Source organism: Algoriphagus aquaeductus (assembly GCF_003253485.1).
Lineage (GTDB): Bacteria > Bacteroidota > Bacteroidia > Cytophagales > Cyclobacteriaceae > Algoriphagus > Algoriphagus aquaeductus.
On record NZ_QKTX01000004.1, the window covers coordinates 152,727 to 179,406 of the forward strand.

The window sequence follows — 26,680 nt, forward strand, 5'->3', positions numbered from 1 at the left end:
AATTTGATTTTCATTTGCCACATAGCCTGTCCCGATCTTTCATCGGGAGAATGTCCTGGATAATCATTCCCCTCCCGATCCGCCGCGGCGGACGGGACAAGTTGTGTGAGAAGCATTTTCTCATGGGCATTTCATCTGTTTATAATTTGATTTTTAATGGCCAGATGGAATGCCCCGGATAATCATTCCCCTGTGTGAGACATTTTCTCATGGGCATTTCATGGATTTATATTGATGCCCTTTCATGCTAAAATAAGCGATTACTTAATCATCTGGGGGCAAAAATAATCTCGAAGCGGGTATTTTACAGGATCGGAATAAAAGTTCGATAAACTGAAGCCCCTCCTTCAGAAGAACTATGGAGAAAATTACATTTTTCGATTCTCTGAACCCAATCGGCTAGCCCATCCCTCAAAAATCATTACTTTTGTTTGCAGTTCCAATCCAGACCTTTTCCTCCACCAGCTTTCCATCCTTTATGTCAGAGGTAAAAATCTTTGCCGGCACCAACAGCCAAGCTTTAGCTCAAAAAATCGCCAAGAGTTATGGTAAAAAATTGGGCGATTTGACCATGTCAAAATTCAGTGACGGAGAAATGTCGCCCAGTTTTGACGAGTCTATCCGAGGTTGCACAGTTTTCATTATTCAAAGCACCAATCCTCCCAGTGACAATCTTTTAGAACTCTGCTTGATGATTGATGCCGCCAAAAGAGCCAGTGCTTACAAAGTCTGTGCAGTAATCCCTTACTTTGGCTATGCCCGTCAAGATCGAAAGGATAGACCTAGAGTTTCGATCGCCGCCAAATTGATTGCCAATATGCTGACCTCAGCCGGTGCGGACAGAATCATGACCTGCGACCTCCATGCCGGTCAAATTCAAGGTTTTTTCGATATTCCATTGGATCATTTAAATGGTTCGGCTATATTTGCGCCCTATTTGAGCACGCTTAGGCTGAAAGATATGATCTTCGCAGCTCCTGATGTAGGAGGTGTGGCAAGGGCCAGGTCTTTTGCGAAGCACTTCGAAGTAGAAATGGTTGTCTGTGACAAGCACAGAAAAAGAGCCAATGAAGTGGCCTCGATGCAGGTAATCGGTGACGTGGAAGGCAAAGATGTAATTCTTGTGGATGACTTGGTCGATACCGCCGGAACACTCTGCAAAGCTGCCCAAATCATCACGGAAAAAGGGGCTAATTCAGTAAGAGCGATCGTGACACACGGCGTACTTTCTGGAAAAGCCTATGAAAATATTGAAAATTCTGTTTTAGAGGAACTCGTCGTGACAGACACCATCCCCTTAAAACAGCAATCTTCAAAAATTAGAGTTCTGACTGTGGCCGAATTATTCGGTAAAGCCATCCATGCTGTGACAGGAAATACTTCAATCAGTTCTCTATTTATCTAAGAACCAATTTTAAATACAAATACATATGAAAACACTAGAGATTATAGGGTTTAAAAGAGCAAATCTCGACAGTGCTGCTTTGAACGAAATCAGAGATTCCGGTAATGTTCCCTGCGTGGTTTATGGTCCAGGCATCCCTGAGCAAGTTCATTTCTATTCCCCTGCTATCCTTTTCAAAGACTTGATTTACACTCCGGATGTTCACTTAGTTGAGTTGAATATCGAAGGAAGAATCATTAAGGCAGTATTGAAGGAAGCACAGTTTCACCCCGTAAGCGAAGTATTGCTTCATGCCGACTTTATGGCTTACACGGAAGACAAGGCCATCAAATTCGAAATTCCTGTGAAAATCGAAGGAAGTTCTCCGGGTATCGCAAAAGGTGGTAAGTTGGAATTCAAAACCAGAAAACTGAAAGTAAGAGGCTTGGCTAAAAACCTTCCTGATTACATTGTTACTGACATTTCAAACCTTGACCTTGGAAAATCATACAAGGTGGGCGAATTGAAGGCGGAAGGATTCGAGATCCTTACCTCTCCGAATGTTTCTGTAGTGACCATTGGTATTCCAAGAGCACTCAGAGGCAAGAAAGGAGAATAATCCCGACTTGAATATCAACAAATCCTGCCCAGCAATGAGCAGGATTTTTTGTTTCAACCAGATGAATCAAACCTAGACCCTTATAGCTTCAGTATGAAATATCTTATCATAGGATTGGGGAATATTGGACCTGAATATGAACTCACCCGCCACAATATCGGCTTTTTGACACTTGATCGCCTGGCCGACAAAGAAGGCATAAGCTGGAAAAGTGACCGATTGGCCTTCAAGTCTGAAGTCAGACATAAAGGCAGATCCCTACATCTGATCAAGCCGACTACCTATATGAACCTGAGCGGAAAAGCGGTCAACTACTGGATGAAGGAACTCAACATTCCAAAAGAAAACATCCTGGTATTGGTAGACGATGTAGCCATCCCTTTCGGGAAACTGCGCATGCGTGCCAAAGGAAGCGCTGCGGGACACAATGGTCTGAAAAATATCGAAGCCCTTTGCGGGGGGCAGGATTACCCCAGACTCCGGATGGGCATCGGTGACAATTTCCCCAAAGGAAGACAAGTAGACTATGTGTTGGGAAGGTTTACCCAGCAGGAATTTGACGAGCTCCCTGTCATGATGGACAAAGCTATCGACATGATTTTTGGATTCTGTACAGCTGGAATCGCTCAAACCATGACCCAGTTTAACGACTGATTTGAAGGGAGATTTGGATTTGACCAAATCTCCCTTTTTCTTTGTAGCACTTCAGGCAACTGATTTATAAAGAAGAGGCGAGAGAATAGGCTCTATGACCCTCTGGCAACCATCTCCCGCCAAGGTGAAAGGTGCCAAATCCTACCCAAAGCGGGAACTATAAATTGGCGAGACTCCACTCTACCCCACTTTCTGGTTCGGTTTACTACTTTGGGAAATTTCTTTGTGAGTTCCTGATAAAACACTTGCATTCAAACCGACCCAAACCATGTCCCATTTCGAAACCGATGCGATCCGCATCCAACGAAGATCCGACCTCAAGGAGCACTCTTCCCCCATCTATCTGACCTCAAGCTTTACTTTTGAATCCGCAGAAGAAGCCCGGGCCATGTTTGCTGATGAGATCCAAGGCAATATCTATTCACGTTATTCCAACCCCAATTCCTCCGATCTGATCGAAAAAGTCTGCAAGGCAGAAGGAACTGAGGATGGGATTGCAACGGCCTCCGGAATGGCCGCCATGTTTGGAAGCATTGCTTCTTTGCTTCAGCAGGGAGATCATATTCTGGCCTCCCGTTCGCTTTTTGGATCAACCCATCAGCTGTTGACCCGCGTATTTCCCAAGTGGGGCATCACTTCCACTTATGGGGATATTTCAGATTGTCTGAATTGGGACAAACTCCTTCAGCCCAACACCAAAATGCTTTTCTTGGAAACCCCTTCCAATCCGGGGCTGGAAATCATCGACTTGGAGTGGGCAGGGAAATTTGCGGAAGCACATCACCTCATCCTCGTGGTGGACAATTGCTTTGCTACCCCTTACTTGCAGCAGCCAGCCAAATGGGGCGCCCACATCGTTACCCACAGTGCCACAAAGTATATCGATGGACAGGGTAGAGTCTTAGGAGGATTAATTTTGGGTAAAAAAGACCTGATCAAGGAAGTGCAGTTTTTTACCCGGCACACCGGTCCATCCATCTCACCATTCAATGCCTGGATTTTATCCAAAAGCATGGAGACCTTGGCGGTAAGAATGGACCGACACTGCGAAAATGCCCTGAAAATCGCCCAATATTTTGAAGGAAATCCTGAAATAGATGCCGTTCGGTATCCTTTTCTAAAATCTCATCCCCAGCATGACCTGGCTTTGAAACAAATGAAAGCCGGAGGTGGAATCATCACGCTAACCCTGAAGGGAGGACTTGCCCGCGCCCAACGCTTTATTGATCAGCTTCAGATGATCTCCATCACACCCAATCTAGGTGACAGCCGCAGCATCATCACCCATCCGGCATCCACTACCCATAGCAAGCTCTCCCCGGACGAAAGAGCTCAAGTTGGAATCAGTGACGGATTAGTCCGGCTGTCTGTAGGATTGGAGCACTACGAGGATATTTTAAGAGACGTAGAACAGGCCATTTTAAAATCTAAATAATCCCATCAAACCAAAAAGCCCCGAAATTTCGGGGCTTTTTGGTTTTCACCAGGTGGTATGTTTGAGAGAGGGAAAGGCCCTGATCACATCACTCAGGCTGATTTGCCCCACGAGTTGTCCGTTTTTTAGCACCGGGAATCTTCTGATTTGATATTCCAAAAATTTCTGGGCTGCATCAAATAAAGTCATTTCCGGACTTAAGGTCATTACATCCCGGGTCATCAGCTCCTGAACCTTGGCCGGAAACCGTACCGTATTGGTGTATTTTCCTTTGATGATCTCCCGAAGGCAATCTACTTCCGAAATGATCCCGACCAATCCTCCAGCCTCATCCACCACGGGTGCACCGGAAATTTTACTCTTGGTCAAGGCCTCCATGACCTGATCTATCGTGTCTTCAGGTCTAAAAGTAACCAACTTTGTTGTCATGTGGTCTTTCACCAAAATAGGTTGAGCCGGGGTCTTTGACTCTACCACTTTTACCCCCTGAAAACTTTTTACCATAGCTAAGAATTTTAATAGAAAAATAAGCTACTGAATTTCAGGCAAAAATAAAATTATAGATTATGATTATCCGCTTTTCCGCCTGTTCTAAGTTGAACGCAGTATAAAATTTTTAATTCCTGGGAAATGGCTCTGAAGGAGCCAAACAATTCATGACCCTGTACGAAGTGCAGGGAAAATAAGGCCTTGATTGTCCTTGAGCCCTGGAAGGGTGAGACATCAAAGTTCCGCCCTTTCAGGGCTTCCCTTTACAGTTTTTTACTTTAACCCCCGGCTACACCGGGGGTCATTAATTGTTTCAATCCTTCGGATCTTGATGTAACTAAAATATATCTCCTTTCCAAGTGCAAGGTTTAAATTCTGCGAATGGTGTGATTGCGGATATACATTTTATAGATTATAAAAAAATGTAAATACAATCTATAATTCTATAATAATCAATTTTATAGAAATTTTATTTCAATTTATTTCTTAAAACCACAAATGGTCGCCAATTTTCTTTGGGGGCCTGGTACAACTGGTCAAATGCAAAAGTTCCGATCACCAAATCCTCATCCCCATCCCCATCCAAATCCCCTTTAGTCAAGGTCAACCAGTGATCTTCCAGCTGCTTTTCAAGTACATATGGTTGAAACACACCACTATTCATCTGCTTGAAATAGATCAAATTTTGATAGGGTCTTTGATTTCTATCCGGGAAAAATGAAATAGCAACCAGATCCACCATCCCGTCCTGATCAAAATCCCCCACTTCCAATCCACTCGCTCCATACATCGGATAAAACCACTTCTCTTGATATTCACCCTTCTGATCTCTTGCAAAGATCCTCACTCCATGATAATTTTTTAGGATTTGGCTCTGATCCGCATTATCTCCGTTGACCAGAATGAGTTCTCGCTGCCCATCTCCGGTCACATCTTCGAATCTAAAATCACTGGAACCAAAGGCAGGCTGAAAGCTCAGCAATGGCTTTTCCCTAAACTTCCCATCCCCCAAATTCTCAAACAGGATAATTCCTTCTTTAGCCTGAGTCATCAGCACCAACATATCGAGATCACCGTCCCCGTCATAATCAACAGCCATAGACCTTCGGGCGCCGGAATCTTTCTTCAGCATGTGTTGCTGATATCCACTAGCCTGACTCAGATGCAGACTAAACTGCCCCAGATGATTCCCAAATTCACAAATCGCATAGTCTGACTTTCCATCTCCATTCCAATCGGCAATTTCCACATGAACAGGCCGCATGAGTTTTGAAAAGACGAGGCTTTCATTCCAGGATTTTCCTGATTTAGTAAAATGGGAAATCACGCCCAAAGAATCATTGGCCGGATCCATCAGGCCCATGGTCAACAATTCGAAGGATTGATCGGGATTCCAATGGATTTCTACCGGGGCAATTGCGGTTGGGATAGAGTCCCGTTGTGAAAATCCCAAGGCAGGATCCAATTCGAAAAGAGATCGAAATCGATGCCCCAAAAATAGCCTTCCGGTTTGGGGATGAATCCGAAGCATGGTGGTCAAACTGGGTCGAACAAACTGGAAATCCGGCTCTTCCAATTGAAAACCGGGTATTCCTGACTTTGGAGAAACTTTTGGGATCTGAGGTAGGGGATAATCAGGCGCATTTTCCAGGTAGTAGGCTTCCAACTTTTTCCACCTCTCCTGTGTGATAAAGGGAATTTTGGAGTAAATCCCCTCGGGAACCCCTTCATCCTCCGGAAGAGACGTCCCAAAATCCTCCTCCAAATAGAGCCCCATTCGCTTCCGCATATCGGGAAGTACTTTTTTCCAGGTAGCCTTATCCAAAATCTCCGGATCCGGCATGACATGACACGAGGCGCAATACCCTTTGGCCAACTGCTCTCCAGAAAGGTTAAGATCAGATTGGGAAAGCTGGTACAAACTCGGTGGCGGTTGCTTACGCTCAGCGATCTGTCCACAGGAATTCAACATCACTATTCCCCCTAGTAAACCCCACAATCGTCCCTTCATGATTTACAATACTGTTTTGAATCCTTTAACCAATTCCGGATCTATTCCGAAATGCATCGAATAATCCAAAGGTGGAGATGAAAAAGAAAGATCCGGATTAATAAACTGATTTTCGGAAGCCTTGGCTTTTTTGCAGGAGGCATGTACTTCCTTCAAGAAGCCGGATTTTTGCAAAAAAGGAACATGCTCTGCCTTGGTCCCACCTCCCGGCATGATACTGATACGCCCTTGAGCCTGCACCATAAGGTCAAAGACTGTTTGCAATCCTTCAGTCAGCGAGTTTTTACCTCCTGAGGTCAATATCCGGTCAAAACCCAGGTCAATGATTTTCTCCAGGGAATCAAACAAATCAGCTGAGGCGTCAAAAGCCCGATGAAAAGTGCAAGGGTGATCTCCAGCTGCTCTTTTTAAAAACTCATTGGCATTTTGATCCACATTCCCATGAATATCCAATACCCCAAAGACAAATCCATCGGCCCCCATATCTTTAAGGATTTGAATATCCTGCTTCATCACCAAGAGCTCTTTTTTCGAATAGACAAAATCTCCTCCCCGTGGCCGGATCATCACAAAAACAGGGATATCGATTTCGCTTTTCAAAAATCGGAGCATCCCTGCACTGGGCGTCTCTCCTCCCTCGGGAAAATTTGCACAAAGCTCCAAGCGGTCAATTCCTAGCTCTGCGGCCTCCAAAGAGCCTTGTAGATTGAAAACGGGAGCCTCAAGTAAAATTTTACTCATGGTTTAAAGTGGCTATTGGCGTCAACTAGAATATTTCCGGATTCGGTAGCTTTGGCAAAATTGAATCCCGGATGGACTGCATAAGCCCCCACTTCTCCATATTTATTGATGGCTAAAAATCCCGCCTGAATATCTTTTATATCCTTGTTTTTAGAAATCAATCGTCTTACCGCTTCCTCACAGGCCTCTTGGGGAGTACGTCCCTGACGCATCAACTCCACGATCAGAAAGCTCCCGCAAATCCGAATGATCGATTCCCCCAACCCTGTTGCAGTCGCAGCCCCCACTTCATCATCCACAAATAAGCCTGCACCGATAATCGGGCTGTCTCCCACTCTTCCGTGCATTTTATATGCCAAGCCACTGGTGGTACAACTCCCTGCTAATTTGCCCTGTGCATCGATCCCGATCATTCCGATGGTGTCGTGATTTTCGATATTGATAATCGGCTTGTATTGGCTGGTCACTTTCCATTTATCGTATTCCGCCTGAGCTTTAGGACTGAGTTTTTCCTCCTCTAAAGGAAAACCCTGAGCTATCGCAAACTGCCGGGCACCTTCTCCAGCAAGCAGGACGTGCGGAGTTTTTTCCATCACCGCCCTCGCCAGTGAAATGGGATGTTTGATCTGACGGACAAAGGCCACCGAACCACAAGCCCCATCACCGGTCATGATTGAGGCATCCAGGGTAGTAATTCCCTCCCTGTCGGGTAAGCCCTGAAGTCCCACGGATAGATTCTCCATGTCTACCTCCGTGTTTCTTACTCCGGCTTCCACGGCATCCAAAATACTTCCGGTTTCCTGGAGCTTTGCCCAAGCATCGGCATTGGCCGGGAGACCATGATTCCAGGTAGAAAGAATTAAGGGTTTATCGCCAGAGTGGGACTTTTCTTCATTTGTTTGGGCACAGGAAGCCGCCACCCCCGGTATAAATAAGGCAGATCCTAAGAGGGATTGCCTGATAAACTTTCTTCTTTGAGACATGAACTGTAATTTAGAATCGGGGATTAAATTATCAAATTTGGATAACATCTCGGCTCCCGACTATCCAAATCTCCCAACAAATGCTGAAAACCAGGATGTCTTCCCCGTACCTTTAATTAGCCAAACCATTCATTCATCAATCCGACTCCGGGAAATCCCTTGGGTCATTGAGAAAATTTAAAAACATATGAGACCCTATATTCTGAAAGAAGCCAATTGGAAAGACCTGAAGTCATTTCGATACGAACTGGCGATTTTACCCTGGGGAGCCACCGAGGCTCACAATTACCACATGCCCTACGGAACTGATGTTTATGAAGCGGACGCCATTGCAGCCGAAGGAGCCAAAAAAGCTTGGGAAAAAGGAACTAAAGCAGTCGTCCTCCCTACAGTTCCTTTCGGGGTAAATACCGGCCAATCTGACATTTACCTCGACCTCAATATCTACCCCAGCACACAGCTCATCATCCTTCAGGATATCATCGAAGTGCTCAATCGTCAGGGACTGAAAAAACTGTTGATCCTAAACAGCCATGGAGGGAATAATTTCCAACCCATGTTAAGGGAACTTGGACTGAAATTTCCCGAGATGATGTTGTTTACCTGCAACTGGTACCAAGCTTTGGACAAGAGCCTTTATTTTGAGGAGGCCGGAGATCATGCCGATGAAATGGAAACGGCTTTGATTCAACACCTGCACCCCGATTTGGTTTTACCCGTCGAAGAAGCAGGAGATGGGGAAGAGAAGAAATCAGTGATCCGTGGAATTCGGGAAAAATGGGCCTGGGCAGAGCGCAAATGGTCTCAAGTAACCGAGGACACGGGCATTGGGAATCCAAAAAAAGCCTCCCCTGAAAAAGGGAAGCGATATTTTGAAGACGTAACCGATAAGGTCGCAGACCTCATCGAGGACATTTGTAAGTCAAAGCCCGGAGAAATGTACCGATAATCACTCCATGCCGAAGATATTCAAAGGAATCATTTCTCCTTTATAAGTGACCATTACAGCAGACTTTGCCTGTTTCGGGAGTTGGATTTCTCGTCCTGACTGGGACCCAAATCCAGCTCCCCACCCCAAATCCATTCGCTGGGTTTTTCCGCTTTCCAATTCTACCAGAAGGGCCATAGCTTCAGTTGGAGGATTTACACTTTTTGTTCCTGAACCCTTGGACCTGAATGCCAACACCTTACCTCTATTCTGAGAAGCAAAAAATAAGGGCTCACCCGATGGTAAGGTAAGTCTGACCAAGGCTTTGGCATCGCCGGGAACTACAAATCCGCTTCCTCTTGCAGATGACGCTTTAAACTGACCTTTTCCATCTCCCAACAAAAGCCAACCGATCGAGGCATCCATTCTTCCGATGAAGATTTCATTCCCATAATCATTGCCGACCATCAACAAATCAAGGAAACCATCACCGTTGACGTCCTCGGCCAAAATCCCGTTGACCGGAGCGATTTGAGCCTCTACCGGAAGTTCATGCACTTTGAATGTGCCGTCGCCTAGGTTCTCGACCCATACGGACCGATCAAAGTTTCCTGTCAGAACAAGGGCATCTTTTTTCTCTTCCTCTTTGAAAAAGGTAGCCTCTGTGCTCAGCGCAAAATACTTGTAACGATCAAATTTCCTTCTGAACATGGGACTTTGTCCGTTGAGATCATCCCAAAAATGACTGGGGAAGGATTGGTAAGCTCCTCCGATTTTATCTTTGTAGTAGGCAAAAGTCACCGGATCAATGGAACCGTTAGAATCAAAATCCTTGGCATAAATCTTCAAGGGGCGATCGAATGAAGGATGATGGGGATTATTTGCACCCAAGTTTCCCACGATCCAGTCGGTATCCCCATCCTGGTCAATATCAGCCGTCTGAATAGAATTCCACCAGCCCAAATAGTTTTCCAAACCGGTATTTTGCGCTTTTTCAAAGCGATCTCCTTTGTTGATAAAGAGGGTTATCGGCATCAGTTCTCCGACCACTACCAAATCTACCTTACCATCCCGGTTGACATCTGACCAAACGGCATCGGTGATCATCCCCAAGTTTTCGAATTCGGGTATCCACTGCCGGGTTACATCCACCAGATTCCCTCCATTATTTTTTAACAGAAAACTTTTCTCCGGAAGTGGATATTGGGCAATGGGTGTCCGCCCACCAACAAATAGATCCACAAAACCATCTCCATCTATATCCGCACCTCTCACGACACTTCCGTTCGCCTTGACCGAAGAAAAGTTCTGGTCGAGGGCGAAATTCCCTTTTCCGTCATTTCGATACAGTCGATCTTGATACTCGGGAGCATTGGGAGCAAACTCGGCACTACCACTGACTAGATACAAATCCAAATCCCCGTCATTGTCCATATCCAGCAACAGGATTCCAGCCTCTTCAAATGCCGGATTTTCCCCCGGTAATAGTTCCTTTTTAGAAAAAGTACCACCACGCTCCTGCTTATACCAAACGGGTGCAAAACCAGCAGAAGAACCAATGACCAAGTCTTCCAATCCATCTCCATCAAGGTCGCCTACGGAAAGGACCGGACCAAACTGGGAAAGTTTGTGAGGCAGCGTACGCTGTACATTGTAATCAATTTTATCCACCTCCTGATGCAGAAAGTCAATCCCCAACTCAGCACTTACTTCATTCAGGAATGGATGGGCCTCAGGTAAGTTCCAAATGGCTACGGAATCCAATCCTGAGCTAGCTTCTTGGTAACTAAGGGTCAAAACCTGATTGGCCGGTACTGAGGAGAGTTTACTTTCCTTGCCGTCGGGCCAAATCACCAAAACCTCCTGAACAGTGGAAACCGAATCCAAACCAAAATGGAGAATGCTTTCCGTAGAAGACATATATCCTCTCACGGTCTGCATTTCCTGATAGAGAATTGCCTCATTTCCGGGTTTCAACCAGATTTTGGCTCCCAGTCCATCCGGATTTTGCACAGGACCTTTCAGTTTGATTCGGAGGTAATTTGGCTTTTCCTTTTGCTGATTGAGTCTGTTTTCAAAAACAAAAGCAGGGTCATTGATATTGTTGACCACATAATCCAAATCCCCGTCCAAATCCAAGTCTACCAATACGGCCCCGTTGGAAAAGGAAGGTTGATTGAGTCCCCATTCTGCCCCGGAGTCCTCAAACTGGAGGTTGCCGGTATTTTTATAGGAGTAATTGGGAATTTTGACAATCGGTATCGAGTCCAACAACTGCCTTACAGAGGCGATACTGCCCACATCTGCCCGGTAGTTCGCAAAGTCTTTGTCGGTAATATCCCGAGGGAATCCATTGGTAATCAACAAATCTCTTTGCCCGTCATTATCCACGTCTGCAAAGATCGGCGCCCAACTCCAATCCGTCTGATACACTCCGGAAATCATCCCTATTTCACTGAATGGAGTATTCGGGCCGTTATTTAGGTGGAGCATATTTCGGACATACTGATATTCGTATCCGAATTGTTCATTGTTGATATAGGTTTGGTAGACATTTTTCCCGATGGTGGTCTTTTTCCGGTAGTTGTCCTCGCCCAACATATCGATGGTAATCAAATCGGGCCATCCGTCATTGTTAAAATCAGCCAAATCAGAACCCATGGAAAATTGGCTCTGATGCCGAAGGTATGCCTTCGTCTGATTGGAAAAAGAACCATCCCGATTGTTGATGTACAGAATATCGTTGGTGATGTAGTCGTTGCTGATGTGAATGTCAGGCCAGCCATCATTGTTGACATCACCGATGACCAAGCCAAGACCAAAACCTTCGAACGTGATTCCTGCCTCCAGCGTGACATTGGTAAAGGTACCGTCTCCATTATTACGGTAGAAGGCATCATTGTTCACCGCCGAACCATCCGTGACTTTCGTTCTGAAATTGGTAGGCTTGGCTACTACCTGCTCATTGTTGAGCACATAGAGATCGAGATCGCCGTCCAGATCATAATCGACAAAAGCAGCCCCCATGGAATTTCCGGGATCAGCAATTCCGTATTGGGAAGCCATCTCCTTAAAGCTTACATGACCATTTGCATCTATTCCCTGATTGACAAAAAGCAGGTTATTCCTTTCCCCAGGCCCTTTTTTCATGGCAGCAGCCACATAGATATCCGGCAAACCATCGAGGTTGATATCCACAATCACAGAGCCGGTGCACCACTTATCTTTGGCCATTATACCGGCCGTTTCTGAGATATCTTTGAACCTAAAATTCCCCTGATTGAGGTAGAGCCTATTGGGAACCTGATTTCCGGTGAAAAATAAGTCCGGCAAACCATCCTGATCAAAATCTGCCACCGCTACGCCTCCCCCATTGAAAATATATTCATCGGTCAGGATATTGAAACTGTCTGATTCAATGATCAGGTTATTAAAATCTATTCCTGTCTCTTGAGATGATTTCAATTCAAAAAGAGGAGCATCTTTTTGGCAAGAGGAAACTATAAAAACCAAAACTAGAAAGGGAAGGGAGTAGAACTTCTTCATGAATTACACCGGGTGATTAATGGGGTATGGAAAATTAGCATTTTCCCCAATCGGAAGGAAAAAATAAGGGAATTAAAAAAGTCCCAAAAACAAAAAGAGAAGGCCTTTCGACCTTCTCTTTCAAATAAATCAAGGAATGATTAGAAACCTGGGTTTTGGATCAAAATATCCTTACCCACTAGGTCAATCTGATCCTGAGGAATCGGAACCCATTTGAACTTATCAGTATACTTGGCTCCACCTAATGCAGAAGAAAGTTTTACACCATCATAAGCAAAATAGTAATCCAATTCCGCCTGAGCAGTACCCCAACGCTGAAGATCATAGAATCTGTGACCTTCCATACCCAGCTCAAGCATACGTTCCATTCTTACCGCAGCCTGGGCAGTGGCTTTTACAGTCCATGGAGTGTCGTAAGTTTTGATTTGGTAGTTGGCGGCATTGGATCCATCGCCTCTCTTCACTGGAGAATTGATTGCTCTGGTACGTACTCGGTTTACATATTCACGGGCTTTCTCCAAGCTTCCTACTTCGATTTCTGCTTCAGCAGCTAATAAAAGTACATCAGCAAAACGGATAATCATGAAGTTGATCCCGGTATATCCCGGAGTCCAAGAAGAGTTATCTTGGAAGGTTCCAGCTTCTGATTTAGCATACACGTACTTCTTAGGAGAATAAGGTCCTCCATTTGGCTGATTTCGGATCCAAGCTTGACCTGGATGATCCATCCAATCCAAATAAGGAATACCTCTACGGCCTACCGTATGGTCCAAACGAGGATCAAGTGGGCCTGCATCCGGAGTAAAGGCAGCGCCTGAAGCAATTCCCATATCATTCTTCACTTCATTAGCAGCACTGTTGTAAGTTCTGTCAAGTAGTGGAAGACCGTCTTTTGTTCGGAAGGCATTGACAAAACTGAAGCTTGGCTGGAAGAATCCACAGCAGTTACCTGGACCAGCTGGACCGGTATTGTAGGGAAAGTTCAAGTCAAACTCTGGATTTGCGTTTAGTACAGAACCTGTATTAGCAGCTGACTGATAGGCCCAAACAGATTCCTGATGGTTATCATTCTTACCACGGAACATGTCATCATAGTAAGGAACCAATCCATACTTCAGTCCATTGGAAGTCACCCCATTGGCAATGACATCATCAAACAAAGCTTTTGCTTTAGCAAACTCTTTGGTGTACATGTACACTTTACCCAAGTAAGCTTTGGCTGCCCAAACATTCACACGTCCTACCTGAGGCTGGGTATTGGGAAGATTTTTTACAGCAAAGTCCAAATCTGCAATAATGAAAGGCCATAGGTCCTTGTCATTTTTCACCGCCTCCAGACCGCTACCATAATCTACCGTCTCATCCACATAGGGAGTTCTATTGTAATCCCGGGCTAGTTCGAAATAGAAGTGCGCCCTGAGGAATCTTGCCTGTGCAGATAGACGAATCTTATCATTCGGAGTAACATCTGCTTGAGCTTTTGTCAGAAGTCTCAATACGTTGTTAGCTCGGGCGATACCTTCATAACAAACATTATACTTTGAACCCATTTCTCCACCAGCAGCATCATTTTCAAAGCGCTGGATTGGATTGATGGTTGTGAAGTCACCGGGGTCAGTACCTTTATTTGCCTCTCCCCCTCTGATACTCCCCCAAACCCAGTTGGAAGGAGACCCTAATCTGTTACCGCGACCATTTACCTGAGAATACGCAGCGATCAAAGATGCATCCAAACCAGCTAAAGAAGAAAGCTGATTTTCTGACAACTGACCAACCGGCGGAATTTCCAGGAATTCATCGCTACAACTCACTGCTACCATCATCGCCGTGGATGCTAGTAGGGCACCGATTTTTAATTTAAAATTGTTCATTTGTTTAATCTATTATAGTGTCTATAACTCGATTCAAATTATGTTGTTTGGCTTAAAAGCTCAAATTCAGACCAAAAGTCCAACCTCTGGTAACAGGGTAGTTACCTACATCGATACCGAATGTCAAGTCGGCATCACCACCGACAGCTGGATCCAGGCCTTCATACTTGGTCAAAGTAAACAAGTTGTTAACCGAAGCAAACACTCTCGCTCTTTCCATTTTCAACTTCTGCAATACGCTCGCAGGTGCAGAATAACCCAAGGTCAAGTTTTGAAGTCTCAAATAAGAACCGTCCTCTACATAAAATGAATTAGCCACGTTTGAAGTTGAGAAGTTTGAAACTCTTTCTACTACAGGAATTTTAGCATCCAAATTCTGTGGAGTCCATGCATCGTACAATCTTCTTGAAATTGCAGCCCCTTCGAAGGTCTGGAAGAAATCCGTAAACCATCGAGACTGGTTCCAAATCTCGTTACCAATTGAGGCATATACATAGGCAGAAAGATCAAATCCTTTGTAGCCTAAGGTAAAGTTCATACCTCCAGTGAAATCGGGTACCGGATTACCCAAGAACACGCGATCCTCTGGAGTAATTCTACCATCACCATTGGTGTCGGCAAACTTGAATCGACCTGGGGCAGCGCCATCTTGTACGGCGTGGGATCTCACATCCTCAGCATCTCTAAACAATCCTAAGGTTTTAAAACCAAAGAAGGAAGAAAGTGGTTGCCCCACAGCATTTCGGATAGGTTGAATTCCTCGATAAGAAGGGTTAACAGAAGTAATGAAGCTCAATCCCGGTGCAAGAGAAACGATCTCGTTCTTTAAAGTCGAACCGGTTACAGTCAATTCATAAGTCAAATCTGAAGTAAAGTTACCTCTGGTTGTTACCAAAAGGTCCAAGCCTCTGTTCAACATTTCACCAATATTTACCGCAGGTGCAGCAGCATTTGATCCGGCAGTCAATGGAATTGGAACGGTGAACAACAAATCTTTGGTATCCTTTCTCCACCAGTCAAAGATCACATCCAACTTACCGTTGAAGAAGGTACCGTCAAAACCCACGTTTTGAGTTACCGCAGTTTCCCAACGGGCATTCGGGTTACCGATACGGGATCTTCTGAAACCGATCACCGCACCTGAGTTGGAACCGGTGATATCGTAAGAAGAAGCACCGATATTACCGGCAAACAACGAATACTGGTTCAATGGATCTACGTTGTTGGAGTTACCCATTTCACCATAACCCCCACGGATTTTCAAATCATCAATCCAAGTTTGGCCTTGCAGGAAGGATTCGGAAGAAATTCTCCATGCCGCAGAGAATGCCGGGAATACCCCATATCGTGAATTTTCACCAAAACGGGACGAACCATCTCTACGAACAACCGCACTGACGATATACTTGTCGTTGTAAGTATATTTCACTTGTCCGAAGTAGGAATTAAAATTCACTCCTTTGAACAAACTTGAGTTGACTTGACGAGTTGATACGGGAAGGTTTGTGATGGTAATGAAGTTAGGATCCTGAGAGAATGGATTCTGACCCACGGCATTGATGTTTCTGCCTGCACCAGAGTTCAAGGCCTCCTGACCACCCAAGAAATTGATGTCATGCTTACCAAATTTCTTCTTATAATTTACAGTATTTGTAAATGTCCAAGCAAAACTGAATCCAGCACCTTCACCATAACCAAAGGCAGAGTTATTTTCAGAGTTTTCATACTGAAGTCTTGAATAATCCCAGAAGTAGAAGTTATTATACTGCCCACCTGCTGACGTTCTGAAAGTCAGGTTATCAATGATATCCCATTCTCCGTACACATTTCCGAATGCATTGGCATTAAAGTTCCTGTTATTTAGCTGACCTTCACGGCTGGCAACGGGGTTTCTTGGATTATTAAAGCCTCTTGAAGCTGTACCCGCATATCCGCCAAATTCATCATAAACCGGAATGATAGAAGGCATACGGAACGCCTGAAGGATGTCATTTTCATCATCCGATACTCCTCGACCTCCAGCTCCACCTTGCTGACCAAGAACTTGTCTGTAGGTTGCTTGGAAATTTTGACCAATTCTGATTCTTTTACTCACATCAAATTCAGAGTTTGCCCGCAAGGAATATCTTCTGAATTGGTTACCGATCATGATCCCAGCTTGCTCCTGCATTCCCAGACCGATATAGAATCTAGATGCTGCTGAACCTCCATTGAATCCAATTGAGTGGCGATGAAGGGGTGCATTTCTTGTCAAAGCCTCATACCAATCTGTTCCTTCACCGGTCATTGCTCTCGTCAATTGACGGACAGTCCCTTTGGTCGGATCCACATTATACCATTCTCGTTGCTGATCAATTTGTGCCTGAGTCAATGGACCGGGCTGACCAGATGCTACACCAAAGGCACCCGTTTGGGGGTTTCTGGTTATTACACTCAAGTAATAGGGCATTACCGGCGATGCTCCTGTACCAAACTGAGGATGACCATAAGCTGGGGCACGGTTTTGTAAAGCCGCGGTATTTCTTTCAGCAAGCCAAGTCAATTCTGCATATTCTTGTGGGTTGGTCATATCCAAACCTACACCTGGAGTAGTGACACCGTACATCCCGTTGTAATCTACACGCAACTTTTTGTCACGGGCACCACGCTTGGTGGTATATACGATTACACCGTTTGCCGCACGGGCACCATAGATAGAAGCTGCAGCCGCATCTTTCAATACGGTAGTGGATTCGATATCGTCAGGGTTCAAGAAATCGGTAGATCCTACAGGCACACCGTCCACGATGTACAATGGCTCGTTACCACCGAAGGCACCAAAACCTCGAACACGAATGATAGAGGAAGTACCTGGCTGACCATTGGTAATTACGGTAACACCTGAAACACGACCTTGAAGGGTCTGCTCTACGTTACCGGTAGGAATCACAGTCAAATCCTTTGGATTGACCGTCGCGATCGCACCGGTGGTCTCTCTTCTAGAGTCGATCGAGTAACCGGTTACGACCAATTCAGTAAGCGTTCTTTCATCCGGCTTCATCGATACATCGATCACGCTTCTGGAGCCGACCAATTGTTCAATGGTGGAATAACCGATAAAGGAGAAGACCAACGTAGCTTGGTCATTTGGGACATTGAGGGAGAATTTCCCGTCGATGTCAGTGGCAGTACCGGTGGTGGTCCCTTTGACCAGGACTGATACACCTGGAAGGCCCATACCGTACTCATCCAGAACCGTACCTGTCACCGTTTTCTGCGCATAGGCAGCCGAGACCGATAGGACTAAGAGCGTAAGGCACACACTTAGAATTTTGTAAACATTTTTCATATACATAGATAGATTGGGTAACAAGATTAATCTCAAAAACTTGTTTGTTAATTGATTATGCAATCGTTTGCGATTATTCTTAAAATAATTGCAATAGCTATATTCTTGATAATCAGAACCTCTATTGCGACTATACCTTGGTCTGTTGACCTGCGAATTAAATAACCGATAGGTTTGGATGCATCGGTCGATGCTAGGTGAGAGTAGGAATGAATTAAGTAAATTTGGTCATAGGCTCGAATTTTGGGTTTAATTGTTATTTCTTAACTGCCAATGTTAAATATTCTCAAAGAAAAATCAAATTTTATCCTTTAAATAATATTCTGATTTTTTTTGATTTTATACCTACAAAAGTGCTAATCCACTTTTTCTACCTTCGATAATTAGGCAGTCTTACTTGTTTTTAGAATAATTCTAATCGTTGAATTTCCAAAAAGGAAATTTTTTAGCGCATTCATTGACAAATACCCTAGTAGATCGATCTTAATTTGAAAAACTATCAAAAAAATAAGGCAACTTACTCAACTCTTCAAAAACCGGATCCAAGTACGCTTTTTCTTTAAGTTTTTTGTTGGCGTCAATTGCATTTTTCAAATGGATCGCTGCAATTTCCCCTTGCCCGGTTTGCATTGCTATCATGGCCAGTCCATAATATCCATATCCAAAGGAACGCCCCTGAATCACCGATTCCTCAAATGCAACAGTAGCCATGGCATAATCTCCCACCATGTAATAAGCCAAGCCCTTATTAAACAAATCCTTTGGGTCGGTGATCTTAAAGTCAAATCGTAAAGTAGCCAGTTTATAATCCCCTCTCAAAATATCCAATGCTCCCCTAAGCAACTCATTCGATTTGATAAATTCCTCTTTTTTGGTCATTCCCGATGCCTCTGAAAGCTTTTTGTAGGCCTCCCAATGTTCCCCTTTCAGTGCCAGGATTTGCCCCTGATTGTGAAGAGCGTAAGGATTGGACGCTATTCTAAAGGCTTGCTCTAACAATCGCTCCGCCTCTTCCCATAGCACTTCCTTTGATCCTTGATCCAAGGTCCGCTGAGCTTGACGCATTCGTACCACAGCCATGTTATTATAAGGTAAAGGCGAACGAAACAGCTCGGTCATCTTGGAGTAAATCAAGGCCTTTTCTTCCAAACTTTGAGAGGCCTCTGCCGCCAAAGCCCATTCTCCAAAGGACAGTGTATTCCCCATTTCCGGTTTGGATAAAGCTTCACGCAACTTAATCGTCTGTTCCATATCCAATCCTACCAAGGGACGCGAGGTAATCTCCACTTTTACGGACCGGAGCTTTGGGAACAAATCCGAAGAGGCCTGAGAAAAACCGGGGACTTTTTTCAATCGCGCACTTTGCGCCGGATAGGGTTCATCATTCAATAAGACCGCATATAGCTCATCCTTCCGTTGGGTACTGATTCCCCGATATTCCCCTAGCAAGATCCTGAAGTCGAACCAAGTCTTCCATCGTGATTCATAGGTGATCTTTGATTCCGAAATTTCCGGGAATCTTGATATCAAATTCTGCCCTATAGATTTGGCTCGGTTAGATCCTAATTGGCTATTTTTTTCTTCAGCGCTTTCCGGGGATTGGATTCCGGTGATTTTCACATCCACCACGTTGGGATTCCTTTTTAAAAATTCTTCGATTCTTTTCAATACAGCAGCGTTTTCAGTTCCTGGTTTCAAAGTGGCCGTCCCTACATTGAATAGGAAAGAAAACTCCTCCCTCTGCTCCATTTCGCTGTCTTTCTCCCCGGTCAAAATATATAATCCCACCTGAGGAATAGCCTCATCAGGATATACCTCTCCCAGTCTCACCATGAGTTGGGGGGCTATAACTCCTTTTGCCAGATTTCTGGATTCAAAAGGAACATCAGTCTTTTTATTCCCCTGGAAAAAATTCAACTCCAGCGTAGCGCCTTCCATCCAACTTTCGTATTTCAAAGAAAACTTCTTTTCGTAGGTAAGGCTTGAAACAGTTTTGGTCAACGAAATTTCCCCCAAATCAATCCCGGAACTTGTCGCTTTGAAAATCAGGTTCAATCTCGGATTTCGTGGAATTAGGACGGACTCTACCGGGATGGAGCCTTTTAATGAAAACTTAATACTGTCTCCCTCAAGTTTGAGTTTCGAAGGCAAGAGACTTACTTCTTTCAAAAACCTATAATCTGAAGTGGACGCTACCTGCTGCGAATTTCCCGTTTGAGTAAAAAATAAAGAAATAACGATCCACCAAAACATTCTGGCTTTCAAAGCGATTGTAGATTTCAAGCTGTTTTTTTTATAATTTTGATTCACCTTAACCACCACAAACCATGGAAAAACTTAAGCTGTTTTTTGAAGAAAGGGCTTTTGGAGTATGTTCTCGACTTGGCGAAAAGCTCAACTTTCCCATAGACAGTATCCGATTATTCTTCATTTACACGTCTTTTATTACGCTTGGATCCCCTGTGATCGTGTATGTCTCGATGGCTATGATGATGAAAATTCGAAAATATTTCCGAAAAATGAACAATCCCGTCCTTTTTGATTAAAGGTCTGAAAACCTACGTACCCCCAAGAGCCATACGTTCCCCAAAAGAAAATTCACTGGACCTGATCTGGGAATCTCCCGGACGGGTTCTTTTTTTTGTTTTTGAATCAAGGATTTTCTTCTCCAAAAATCAGCATATCCTTTCATTATCGCTTGAGCATTTTCTCTTTTTCCGCTTAATAAAAATCCCAAAGCGCCCAGGGCTTCTAAAAATCCTTTGGCCATAAAAATCCACATGAACCGATACCCCGGTTCATTTTTATAGAGCATACTGAGACTATTCCGGATATTCAGATAAAGTTTTTGGGGACTGGCACGATCCAAGGTGGCTCCTCCCTGATGAAAAACCGGAACAGCACCCAAGTACCCTATTTTTCTACCCGCCTTTCTTAACCTCCAACACAGGTCTATCTCCTCCATGTGAGCAAAAAAATGGGCGTCAAATCCCTCCATGGCGAAAAAGTCCTTTCCACGAATGGCCAAACAGGCACCTGAAGCCCAATCTACCACAATGGTATCATCATACTGACCCAGGTCCTTTTCCAGATGATTCCACAACCTACCCCGACAATAGGGGTACCCCAAGGCATCCAGAAATCCTCCTCCCGCGCCTGCATAATCAAATACTCCTCTTTCTTTCCAGGATAAGATTTTGGGCTGAACAGCCGCATAATCTGGATTGCCTTCCAAAAACCCAACTAATCCCGCATCCCATCCAGAGGTCACCTCCACATCGGAATTAAGCAGAATCAGGAATTCGTACTCTCCTTTGATCGATTCAAGGCCCCAATTGTAGCCTCCGGCATAGCCGAAGTTGGCCTGGAGTCGGATCAGGGATATCTGGGGAAAAGTTTGTTCCAAAAAAACCAAAGACCCGTCTGTACTTGCATTGTCAATAACCCAAATATCATGGGTACTGAATTGCACCACCGAAGGAAGAAAAGTCTTTAGCACTTCTTCCCCATTATAATTCAGGATAACTATGGCGCAGGTTTTCAAGTATGGTCAGAGTCTAGTAGGGAGAAAGATGTACTGTGCCGAATTCAGTGAAGTACTTCCAGTTCTCAAAAGAGAATTTGTCAAGAATCTTCTCCCCTCATTTTTTTAGTTTGAGGGAACCCAAAAATCCGTACCGCAATATTCGGAATTGAACGAAGAAACGCTCTGAAGCGATGGATTCAATCAATTCGGAACCAGAAATAAAGCCTCAGGATGACAATCATTTTCTTTTGAAGACAGTTTTAGCCAAAAAGGTTGCCAATATCCATCCCCGGGATATTTGGGATCATGCCTTCTGTGGCAGACTTCATTTCTGCTTTGATCTTTAGCTCGATAGCTTCCATGGCTTTGTTGGTGGCAGCCACGATCAAGTCGGTCAGCATTTCTTTGTCTTGAGGGGTGATCAGGGTATCATCCAATTGAATTTTCAAAACTTTTCGCTCCCCATTTACCAAAACTTTCACCAAACCGGCCCCCGACTCTCCTTCGGCTGATAAATGAACCAACCTCGCCTGCACTTCCTTAATTTTCGCCTGGGCTTCTTTCACTTTGCCCATCATTCCCATTATATCAAACATCTTTTCAACCGGTTTTTATCTTTCAAATATATCAGTATTTACATTGTAATTTCCCCTCATTGACAGAACATTATTTCGATGAAAGCAGAATTAAAATCTTTTGATTTTTCAAAAAGTCCATTTATCAAAAACATTGAAATATTTTAGGTAACTTTTTGTAAGCTTATTCTGTATAAAAAACTAACCAAACCAAATTACCCGTGAAAACAATAACCCTAATCGAAAAAGAGCAGATTTCACAGTTAAATTTCGGAAAGAAGGAAGTCTTGAATAATCCCGAAGACCGAAAAAAGAGACTGGCTGATCTCTATCGATCCCAGACCTTGGGAAACCTACTACAAACCAAGGTAAAGATAATCTTCGAAACAGCCGACGAACAAGTATATCAGGTGAATACCACTGTTTGGGCCGTTGGATCTGATTTTATCTCCCTTAAAGGTGGGGTATATATCCCAATCAATGCAATTCTTGAAGTGAATTAGGACAATTTGGAAACGGCCGCTTCCAAACTCAAATTCTCCTGAATTCCGGTGATCAAGTTTTTGATCGAAATCGTACCTGTAGCAATTTCATCATCTCCACAAATCCCCACAAAGGGGATTTCTTTTTTGGTCGCAAACTCAAACTGCTTTTTGATTTTTGCTTGATCCGGATAGATCTCCACTTTTATCCCAGCTTTTCTAAAATGATTCAAGATGGAAAGCGCATACTCGAATCCTTTTGAATCAAAATAAGCCAACAGCAGCCTGGTACCATTGAGGCTATCGGAAGGGAAGAGCTGCAGCTCCTCCAGGACATCGTACAATCGATCCACCCCAAAAGAAAAACCTACACCAGAAACCCCCGGAAGGCCGAAAACCCCTGTCAGGTTATCATATCGACCTCCCCCACTCACTGAACCGATGGATACCCCATACACCTTCACTTCAAAAATCGCCCCGGTGTAATAGGACAATCCTCGGGCAAGCATGATGTCGAAATCCACGTGATCGAGGTTTTCACCCATCTTTTCGAGGATGCCAAAGACTTCCTCCAACTCTTCCACTCCTTTGAGCCCCGTAGGAGAATCCTTCAGAAAGGTTTTCAAAAATTCAACCTTTCCCTTCAAATCACTTTCCAAACTGACCAAAGGAGAAAGTTTTTGAATCGACTGCAGCCCAAAACCACGCTGAATCAACTCCTCCTGCACTTTTTCCCAGCCGATCTTATCCAACTTATCGATGGCCACACAAAGCGGCCCCTCTTTTCCGGCTTCTCCGATTGCTTCGGCTATTCCTGTCAGAATCTTTCGGTTGTTGATTTTGATCCCGTAATCAGCGAGACCAAGTCTGACAAATACTCTTCTGATCATCAGAACTATTTCCGCCTCACACACCAAGCTGTCGGTCCCCACGACATCGGCATCACATTGATAAAACTCTCTGTAACGGCCTTTTTGAGGCCTATCGGCTCTCCATACGGGCTGTATCTGATATCTTTTGAAAGGAAAAACCAGCTCATTTCGGTTCATGACCACATACCGGGCAAAGGGGACGGTGAGATCGTAGCGAAGCCCCTTTTCGGCCACTTTTGTCAAAACCCCTCCTGAACCTTTTTCCAAATCCGCGAAAGTAACGTCTTTTAAAAAGTCTCCGCTGTTTAAGATTTTGAATAAAAGCTGATCTCCTTCATCTCCGTACTTTCCGGTCAGGGTACTCAGATTTTCCATAGCCGGAGTCTCGATCTGCTGATATCCAAACAACTGGAACGTATCCTTGATGGTATCGAGGATAAAATTTCTTCGGGCCATCTGAATCGGGCCAAAATCTCGGGTTCCCTTGGGAAGACTTGGTTTTTGCATGGGGAATTAATCAATCAGAGGCCAAATTTATCCAAAAATCCCAAAACCATGGGATCCCGACTGGAATAGAACCAGAATAAAATCGAAAGATTAGTAGGCGAAAAAGAATTGTTTACTTACTTTTGCGACTCGTTTCGAATTTAAAAACTTTAAACATATAAGGCCATGGGCGTAACTACTCTTAAAAGAAAGCTGAAAAGAAAAAGACAAGGTCAAACTGAGCGCGTGATCAAAATCAAGCAGTTGAGCGCTAAGCCTGTGATCAAAAATGTAGATGTGGAAGCAATCAAAGCTTCTTTCGCAAAATAATCTGAGGTATCATTACCTGAAAATAGCGGCCCAACAGCCGCTATTTTTTTTGTCTTTTCACTAGACCAGACCTCTCCTTCCCAATTCGATTACTCTTAAATTTTGGATCTTCCCCAACTCCAGATCAAACATCAGCATGGTTCTCATAGGATGAAATCCCTGCTGACCGATTGCACCGGGATTCATGTAGAGACAGTTTGACTCTTGATCAAACTCGACCTTGCAGATATGAGAATGTCCGCAGATGAATACCTGAGGTTTGAATTTTTTGATCCGATCCTTCACTCCTTTTGCATATCGGGGCGGCTTGCCACCGATATGGGTCATCAAGACCTTGACCCCCTCCACTTCAAACTCCAACCATTCCGGAAATTTATCCTGCACAGCCTGATCGTCAATATTTCCAAATACGCCCCGGATCACTTTCCCGCCGGGCAAAGCCTCCATTACGCTCAAATCTCCAATATCTCCTGCATGCCAAATTTCATCCACTTCTTGAAGGTATTTGAGCACTGTGTGATCCATGTAGCTGTGAGAATCCGAAATCAATCCAATCTTTTGGGGCATTTTGAAACGAAACCTTGTAAATTTTCGGTTCAATTAGGCGGTACTTCAACCAATTTCCAAACATCTTATGAAAATCAAATTCCCGTTCCTGCTCGCCTTATTACTGTTCAGCATGAGCGCCTTCGCCCAAACTGTTGAAAAAGACTCCATTCAGGTAATTACCATAGCCCAGTTTGAAAAAATGGCTCAAAAGAAAAAAGCCATGGTCCTGGATGTAAGAACTCCCGAAGAGGTGGCCGAAGGGCACCTGGCCGGTTCTGTTAACATCAATTTTCTGGGAGACAATTTCGCCAACGAGATCCAAACCTTGGACAAAAAGAAAACATACCTGCTCTATTGCCGCTCCGGCAGCCGGACCAGACGTGCCGCAGATCTGATGCAAAAATCCGGCTTCAAACACGTTTATATGCTCGAAGGCGGAATTACAGCCTGGAATGCCGCAGGAAAACCAACCGAAAAATGAGTTTAATCCAATCGATCAATCCTTGGAATGGGGAGATCCTCAAAGAATTTTTACCCACCGGGCCGGAAGAAATTGAAGAAAGGACCGCACTAGCTCAAAAGGTATTTCAATCTTGGAAGAATTTCCCCTTAAAGGACAAATCCACTTTGTTGAAATCCGCTGCACGGGTACTTCGGGAAAGAAAAGAAGAATTTGCCCAAATTATTTCTTTGGAAATGGGAAAAGTCATCAAGGAATCCAGAGCAGAAGTCGAAAAATGCGCTTGGGCTTGTGATTTTTACGCAGAGAAATCTGCGGATTTCCTGACTCCCGAGCTGATTTCCCTGCCTGATGGAAAAAAAGCAAAAGTTATCTTCCAGCCTTTGGGGGTCATTTTAGCTGTAATGCCTTGGAACTTTCCTTTTTGGCAGGTCTTCCGATTTGCAGCTCCTACGCTCATGGCAGGCAATGTCGGAATTCTCAAACATGCCTCCAACGTTCCTCAGTGCGCTTTGGCAATTCAGTCCGTATTTGAAGAAGCCGGATTTCCACCCGGTGTATTTCAAAGTTTTTTAATGGATTCCAAAGCAACGCTAAGTCTTTTGGAAGATTCGAGAATCAAGGCTGTCTCGCTGACAGGCAGTGAAAAAGCCGGAGCAGCCGTGGCTTCTACAGCCGGAAAGCATATCAAAAAATCCCTCTTGGAGCTTGGAGGTAGTGATCCATTTGTCGTATTGAAAGATGCAGACATTGAACTGGCGGCTGAGACTGCAGCCAAGGCCCGAATGATCAATTTTGGACAAAGTTGTATAGCTGCCAAGCGGTTTATCGTAGAAGAATCCGTTTATGAAGAGTTTTTAGAAGTTTTTATCCAAAAAATAAAAGGACTGAAACAGGGGAATCCTTTGGACGAATCATCCGATTTTGCCTGCATGGCAAGACCTGATTTGGCCCAAGAGCTCTACGTGCAGGTAAAAAAATCAGTCGACCTGGGCGCGAAATTAATTTTGGGAGGAAGTGCTCCGATCAAGGAATCTGCAGCGTTTTCACCGACCATTTTAACGGACATTCCCAAGGATTCCCCCGCTTTTTCGGAGGAGTTGTTTGGGCCTGTTGCTACAATTTTCAAGGTAAAATCGGCAGAAGAAGCTATCCAAATCGCGAATTCCACCGAATTTGGGTTGGGTGCATCTCTCTGGACCAAAGATCTTGAACGAGGAGAACTGCTTGCCTCAAAAATTGAAAGCGGCGCAGTATTTCTCAACGCGATGGTGGCATCCCACCCTTGGCTGCCTTTCGGAGGAGTCAAAAAATCGGGGTATGGAAGAGAATTGAGCCGACAGGGAATCCTGGAGTTTGTCAATCAGAAAACCGTCTACCTAGGTTAAACACCACCTGGGACAAAGAACCG

General features: G+C 44.4%; 22 protein-coding genes and 1 riboswitch. Of the genes, 10 read left to right on the forward strand and 12 right to left on the reverse strand.

Annotation, left to right across the window (positions count from 1 at the left end; translation table 11 throughout):
- Positions 1 to 478 precede the first annotated feature (478 nt).
- The 4 genes from CLV31_RS07005 to CLV31_RS07020 all read left to right on the forward strand — a co-directional run bounded on the left by CLV31_RS07005 (position 479) and on the right by CLV31_RS07020 (position 4,092).
- The gene (locus CLV31_RS07005; RefSeq protein ID WP_111392166.1) at positions 479 to 1,405 is read left to right on the forward strand and encodes a ribose-phosphate pyrophosphokinase; all 927 of its coding nucleotides are present in this window, start codon (positions 479 to 481) and stop codon (positions 1,403 to 1,405) included.
- A gap of 25 nt (positions 1,406 to 1,430) precedes the next feature.
- Positions 1,431 to 2,003, forward strand: a complete 573-nt coding sequence (locus tag CLV31_RS07010) for a 50S ribosomal protein L25/general stress protein Ctc (RefSeq protein ID WP_111392167.1) — start codon at positions 1,431 to 1,433, stop codon at positions 2,001 to 2,003.
- Positions 2,004 to 2,096: 93 nt separating this feature from the next.
- Positions 2,097 to 2,657 carry an aminoacyl-tRNA hydrolase gene (pth, locus tag CLV31_RS07015; protein ID WP_111392168.1) on the forward strand — a complete coding sequence of 187 codons (561 nt, stop codon included), beginning with the start codon at positions 2,097 to 2,099 and terminating at the stop codon, positions 2,655 to 2,657.
- Positions 2,658 to 2,718: 61 nt separating this feature from the next.
- Positions 2,719 to 2,823: riboswitch (SAM riboswitch) on the forward strand.
- A gap of 102 nt (positions 2,824 to 2,925) precedes the next feature.
- Positions 2,926 to 4,092 (forward strand): trans-sulfuration enzyme family protein, encoded by a 1,167-nt coding sequence (locus CLV31_RS07020; RefSeq protein ID WP_111392169.1) that lies wholly within the window; start codon positions 2,926 to 2,928, stop codon positions 4,090 to 4,092.
- A gap of 45 nt (positions 4,093 to 4,137) precedes the next feature.
- On the opposite strand, the gene CLV31_RS07025 is transcribed toward CLV31_RS07020, so the two are convergent.
- From CLV31_RS07025 to CLV31_RS07040, 4 genes are all read right to left on the reverse strand, one after another.
- A complete protein-coding gene (locus CLV31_RS07025) occupies positions 4,138 to 4,596 on the reverse strand; it encodes a CBS domain-containing protein (RefSeq protein WP_111392170.1) in 459 nt (152 codons plus the stop codon).
- Positions 4,597 to 5,050: 454 nt separating this feature from the next.
- Complete coding sequence (locus CLV31_RS07030) at positions 5,051 to 6,592, reverse strand: FG-GAP-like repeat-containing protein (RefSeq protein WP_111392171.1); 1,542 nt, start codon at positions 6,590 to 6,592, stop codon at positions 5,051 to 5,053.
- Positions 6,593 to 6,595: 3 nt separating this feature from the next.
- Positions 6,596 to 7,333, reverse strand: coding sequence for a copper homeostasis protein CutC (locus tag CLV31_RS07035; protein ID WP_111392172.1), 738 nt, complete (start codon positions 7,331 to 7,333; stop codon positions 6,596 to 6,598).
- The gene (locus tag CLV31_RS07040) at positions 7,330 to 8,316 is read right to left on the reverse strand and encodes an isoaspartyl peptidase/L-asparaginase family protein (RefSeq protein ID WP_111392173.1); all 987 of its coding nucleotides are present in this window, start codon (positions 8,314 to 8,316) and stop codon (positions 7,330 to 7,332) included. Before CLV31_RS07040 ends, CLV31_RS07035 begins: the two co-directional genes overlap by 4 nt.
- Before the next feature lie 187 nt (positions 8,317 to 8,503).
- Here CLV31_RS07040 and CLV31_RS07050 point away from each other — a divergent pair, with 187 nt between their 5' ends.
- On the forward strand, positions 8,504 to 9,265 hold the full coding sequence (locus CLV31_RS07050; protein ID WP_111392175.1) for a creatininase family protein: 762 nt from the start codon (positions 8,504 to 8,506) through the stop codon (positions 9,263 to 9,265).
- Here the strand turns inward: CLV31_RS07050 and CLV31_RS07055 are convergent, their stop codons facing one another.
- From CLV31_RS07055 to CLV31_RS07070, 4 genes are all read right to left on the reverse strand, one after another.
- On the reverse strand, positions 9,266 to 12,790 hold the full coding sequence (locus CLV31_RS07055; RefSeq protein ID WP_111392176.1) for a VCBS repeat-containing protein: 3,525 nt from the start codon (positions 12,788 to 12,790) through the stop codon (positions 9,266 to 9,268).
- 140 nt (positions 12,791 to 12,930) lie between these two features.
- Entirely contained in the window at positions 12,931 to 14,661 is a 1,731-nt protein-coding gene (locus CLV31_RS07060; protein WP_111392177.1) for a RagB/SusD family nutrient uptake outer membrane protein, read from the reverse strand.
- Positions 14,662 to 14,713: 52 nt separating this feature from the next.
- Positions 14,714 to 17,995, reverse strand: coding sequence for a SusC/RagA family TonB-linked outer membrane protein (locus CLV31_RS07065; RefSeq protein ID WP_111392178.1), 3,282 nt, complete (start codon positions 17,993 to 17,995; stop codon positions 14,714 to 14,716).
- A gap of 477 nt (positions 17,996 to 18,472) precedes the next feature.
- The gene (locus tag CLV31_RS07070; RefSeq protein WP_146250877.1) at positions 18,473 to 20,272 is read right to left on the reverse strand and encodes an OmpA family protein; all 1,800 of its coding nucleotides are present in this window, start codon (positions 20,270 to 20,272) and stop codon (positions 18,473 to 18,475) included.
- 44 nt (positions 20,273 to 20,316) lie between these two features.
- Here CLV31_RS07070 and CLV31_RS07075 point away from each other — a divergent pair, with 44 nt between their 5' ends.
- A complete protein-coding gene (locus CLV31_RS07075) occupies positions 20,317 to 20,535 on the forward strand; it encodes a PspC family transcriptional regulator (protein WP_111392180.1) in 219 nt (72 codons plus the stop codon).
- On the opposite strand, the gene CLV31_RS07080 is transcribed toward CLV31_RS07075, so the two are convergent.
- Both CLV31_RS07080 and CLV31_RS07085 read right to left on the reverse strand, forming a co-directional pair.
- Entirely contained in the window at positions 20,532 to 21,533 is a 1,002-nt protein-coding gene (locus tag CLV31_RS07080; RefSeq protein WP_111392181.1) for a glycosyltransferase family 2 protein, read from the reverse strand. The genes CLV31_RS07075 and CLV31_RS07080 overlap by 4 nt on opposite strands.
- 242 nt (positions 21,534 to 21,775) lie before the next feature.
- Entirely contained in the window at positions 21,776 to 22,111 is a 336-nt protein-coding gene (locus CLV31_RS07085) for a YbaB/EbfC family nucleoid-associated protein (protein WP_111392182.1), read from the reverse strand.
- A 200-nt stretch (positions 22,112 to 22,311) separates the two neighbouring features.
- Between CLV31_RS07085 and CLV31_RS07090 the strand changes: the two genes are divergently transcribed.
- Positions 22,312 to 22,593 (forward strand): hypothetical protein, encoded by a 282-nt coding sequence (locus tag CLV31_RS07090; RefSeq protein ID WP_111392183.1) that lies wholly within the window; start codon positions 22,312 to 22,314, stop codon positions 22,591 to 22,593.
- On the opposite strand, the gene hisS is transcribed toward CLV31_RS07090, so the two are convergent.
- A complete protein-coding gene (gene hisS, locus CLV31_RS07095; RefSeq protein WP_111392184.1) occupies positions 22,590 to 23,951 on the reverse strand; it encodes a histidine--tRNA ligase in 1,362 nt (453 codons plus the stop codon). The two genes, CLV31_RS07090 and hisS, sit on opposite strands and share 4 nt — an antisense overlap.
- A gap of 165 nt (positions 23,952 to 24,116) precedes the next feature.
- Between hisS and CLV31_RS21810 the strand changes: the two genes are divergently transcribed.
- On the forward strand, positions 24,117 to 24,260 hold the full coding sequence (locus CLV31_RS21810; RefSeq protein WP_181452588.1) for a hypothetical protein: 144 nt from the start codon (positions 24,117 to 24,119) through the stop codon (positions 24,258 to 24,260).
- A 60-nt stretch (positions 24,261 to 24,320) separates the two neighbouring features.
- On the opposite strand, the gene CLV31_RS07100 is transcribed toward CLV31_RS21810, so the two are convergent.
- Positions 24,321 to 24,827 (reverse strand): metallophosphoesterase family protein, encoded by a 507-nt coding sequence (locus CLV31_RS07100; protein ID WP_111392185.1) that lies wholly within the window; start codon positions 24,825 to 24,827, stop codon positions 24,321 to 24,323.
- Between the two features lie 67 nt (positions 24,828 to 24,894).
- Between CLV31_RS07100 and CLV31_RS07105 the strand changes: the two genes are divergently transcribed.
- Both CLV31_RS07105 and CLV31_RS07110 read left to right on the forward strand, forming a co-directional pair.
- Complete coding sequence (locus CLV31_RS07105) at positions 24,895 to 25,290, forward strand: rhodanese-like domain-containing protein (protein WP_111392186.1); 396 nt, start codon at positions 24,895 to 24,897, stop codon at positions 25,288 to 25,290.
- Positions 25,287 to 26,657 (forward strand): NAD-dependent succinate-semialdehyde dehydrogenase, encoded by a 1,371-nt coding sequence (locus CLV31_RS07110; protein ID WP_111392187.1) that lies wholly within the window; start codon positions 25,287 to 25,289, stop codon positions 26,655 to 26,657. The genes CLV31_RS07105 and CLV31_RS07110 overlap by 4 nt, the downstream gene beginning before the upstream one ends.
- Positions 26,658 to 26,680 lie beyond the last annotated feature (23 nt).

What these genes read in the sequence shown, in the direction of transcription:
- CLV31_RS07075 (WP_111392180.1), top strand. Translation starts at nt 20,317, where the DNA reads ATGGAAAAACTTAAGCTGTTTTTTGAAGAAAGGGCTTTTGGAGTATGT.
- CLV31_RS07110 (WP_111392187.1), top strand. Translation starts at nt 25,287, where the DNA reads ATGAGTTTAATCCAATCGATCAATCCTTGGAATGGGGAGATCCTCAAA.
- CLV31_RS07050 (WP_111392175.1), top strand. Translation starts at nt 8,504, where the DNA reads ATGAGACCCTATATTCTGAAAGAAGCCAATTGGAAAGACCTGAAGTCA.
- CLV31_RS07055 (WP_111392176.1), bottom strand. Translation starts at nt 12,790, where the DNA reads ATGAAGAAGTTCTACTCCCTTCCCTTTCTAGTTTTGGTTTTTATAGTT.
- CLV31_RS07020 (WP_111392169.1), top strand. Translation starts at nt 2,926, where the DNA reads ATGTCCCATTTCGAAACCGATGCGATCCGCATCCAACGAAGATCCGAC.
- CLV31_RS07025 (WP_111392170.1), bottom strand. Translation starts at nt 4,596, where the DNA reads ATGGTAAAAAGTTTTCAGGGGGTAAAAGTGGTAGAGTCAAAGACCCCG.
- CLV31_RS07060 (WP_111392177.1), bottom strand. Translation starts at nt 14,661, where the DNA reads ATGAACAATTTTAAATTAAAAATCGGTGCCCTACTAGCATCCACGGCG.
- CLV31_RS07005 (WP_111392166.1), top strand. Translation starts at nt 479, where the DNA reads ATGTCAGAGGTAAAAATCTTTGCCGGCACCAACAGCCAAGCTTTAGCT.
- CLV31_RS07065 (WP_111392178.1), bottom strand. Translation starts at nt 17,995, where the DNA reads ATGTATATGAAAAATGTTTACAAAATTCTAAGTGTGTGCCTTACGCTC.
- CLV31_RS07040 (WP_111392173.1), bottom strand. Translation starts at nt 8,316, where the DNA reads ATGTCTCAAAGAAGAAAGTTTATCAGGCAATCCCTCTTAGGATCTGCC.
- CLV31_RS07100 (WP_111392185.1), bottom strand. Translation starts at nt 24,827, where the DNA reads ATGCCCCAAAAGATTGGATTGATTTCGGATTCTCACAGCTACATGGAT.
- hisS (WP_111392184.1), bottom strand. Translation starts at nt 23,951, where the DNA reads ATGCAAAAACCAAGTCTTCCCAAGGGAACCCGAGATTTTGGCCCGATT.
- CLV31_RS07035 (WP_111392172.1), bottom strand. Translation starts at nt 7,333, where the DNA reads ATGAGTAAAATTTTACTTGAGGCTCCCGTTTTCAATCTACAAGGCTCT.
- CLV31_RS07010 (WP_111392167.1), top strand. Translation starts at nt 1,431, where the DNA reads ATGAAAACACTAGAGATTATAGGGTTTAAAAGAGCAAATCTCGACAGT.
- CLV31_RS21810 (WP_181452588.1), top strand. Translation starts at nt 24,117, where the DNA reads ATGGGCGTAACTACTCTTAAAAGAAAGCTGAAAAGAAAAAGACAAGGT.
- CLV31_RS07030 (WP_111392171.1), bottom strand. Translation starts at nt 6,592, where the DNA reads ATGAAGGGACGATTGTGGGGTTTACTAGGGGGAATAGTGATGTTGAAT.
- CLV31_RS07085 (WP_111392182.1), bottom strand. Translation starts at nt 22,111, where the DNA reads ATGTTTGATATAATGGGAATGATGGGCAAAGTGAAAGAAGCCCAGGCG.
- CLV31_RS07105 (WP_111392186.1), top strand. Translation starts at nt 24,895, where the DNA reads ATGAAAATCAAATTCCCGTTCCTGCTCGCCTTATTACTGTTCAGCATG.
- pth (WP_111392168.1), top strand. Translation starts at nt 2,097, where the DNA reads ATGAAATATCTTATCATAGGATTGGGGAATATTGGACCTGAATATGAA.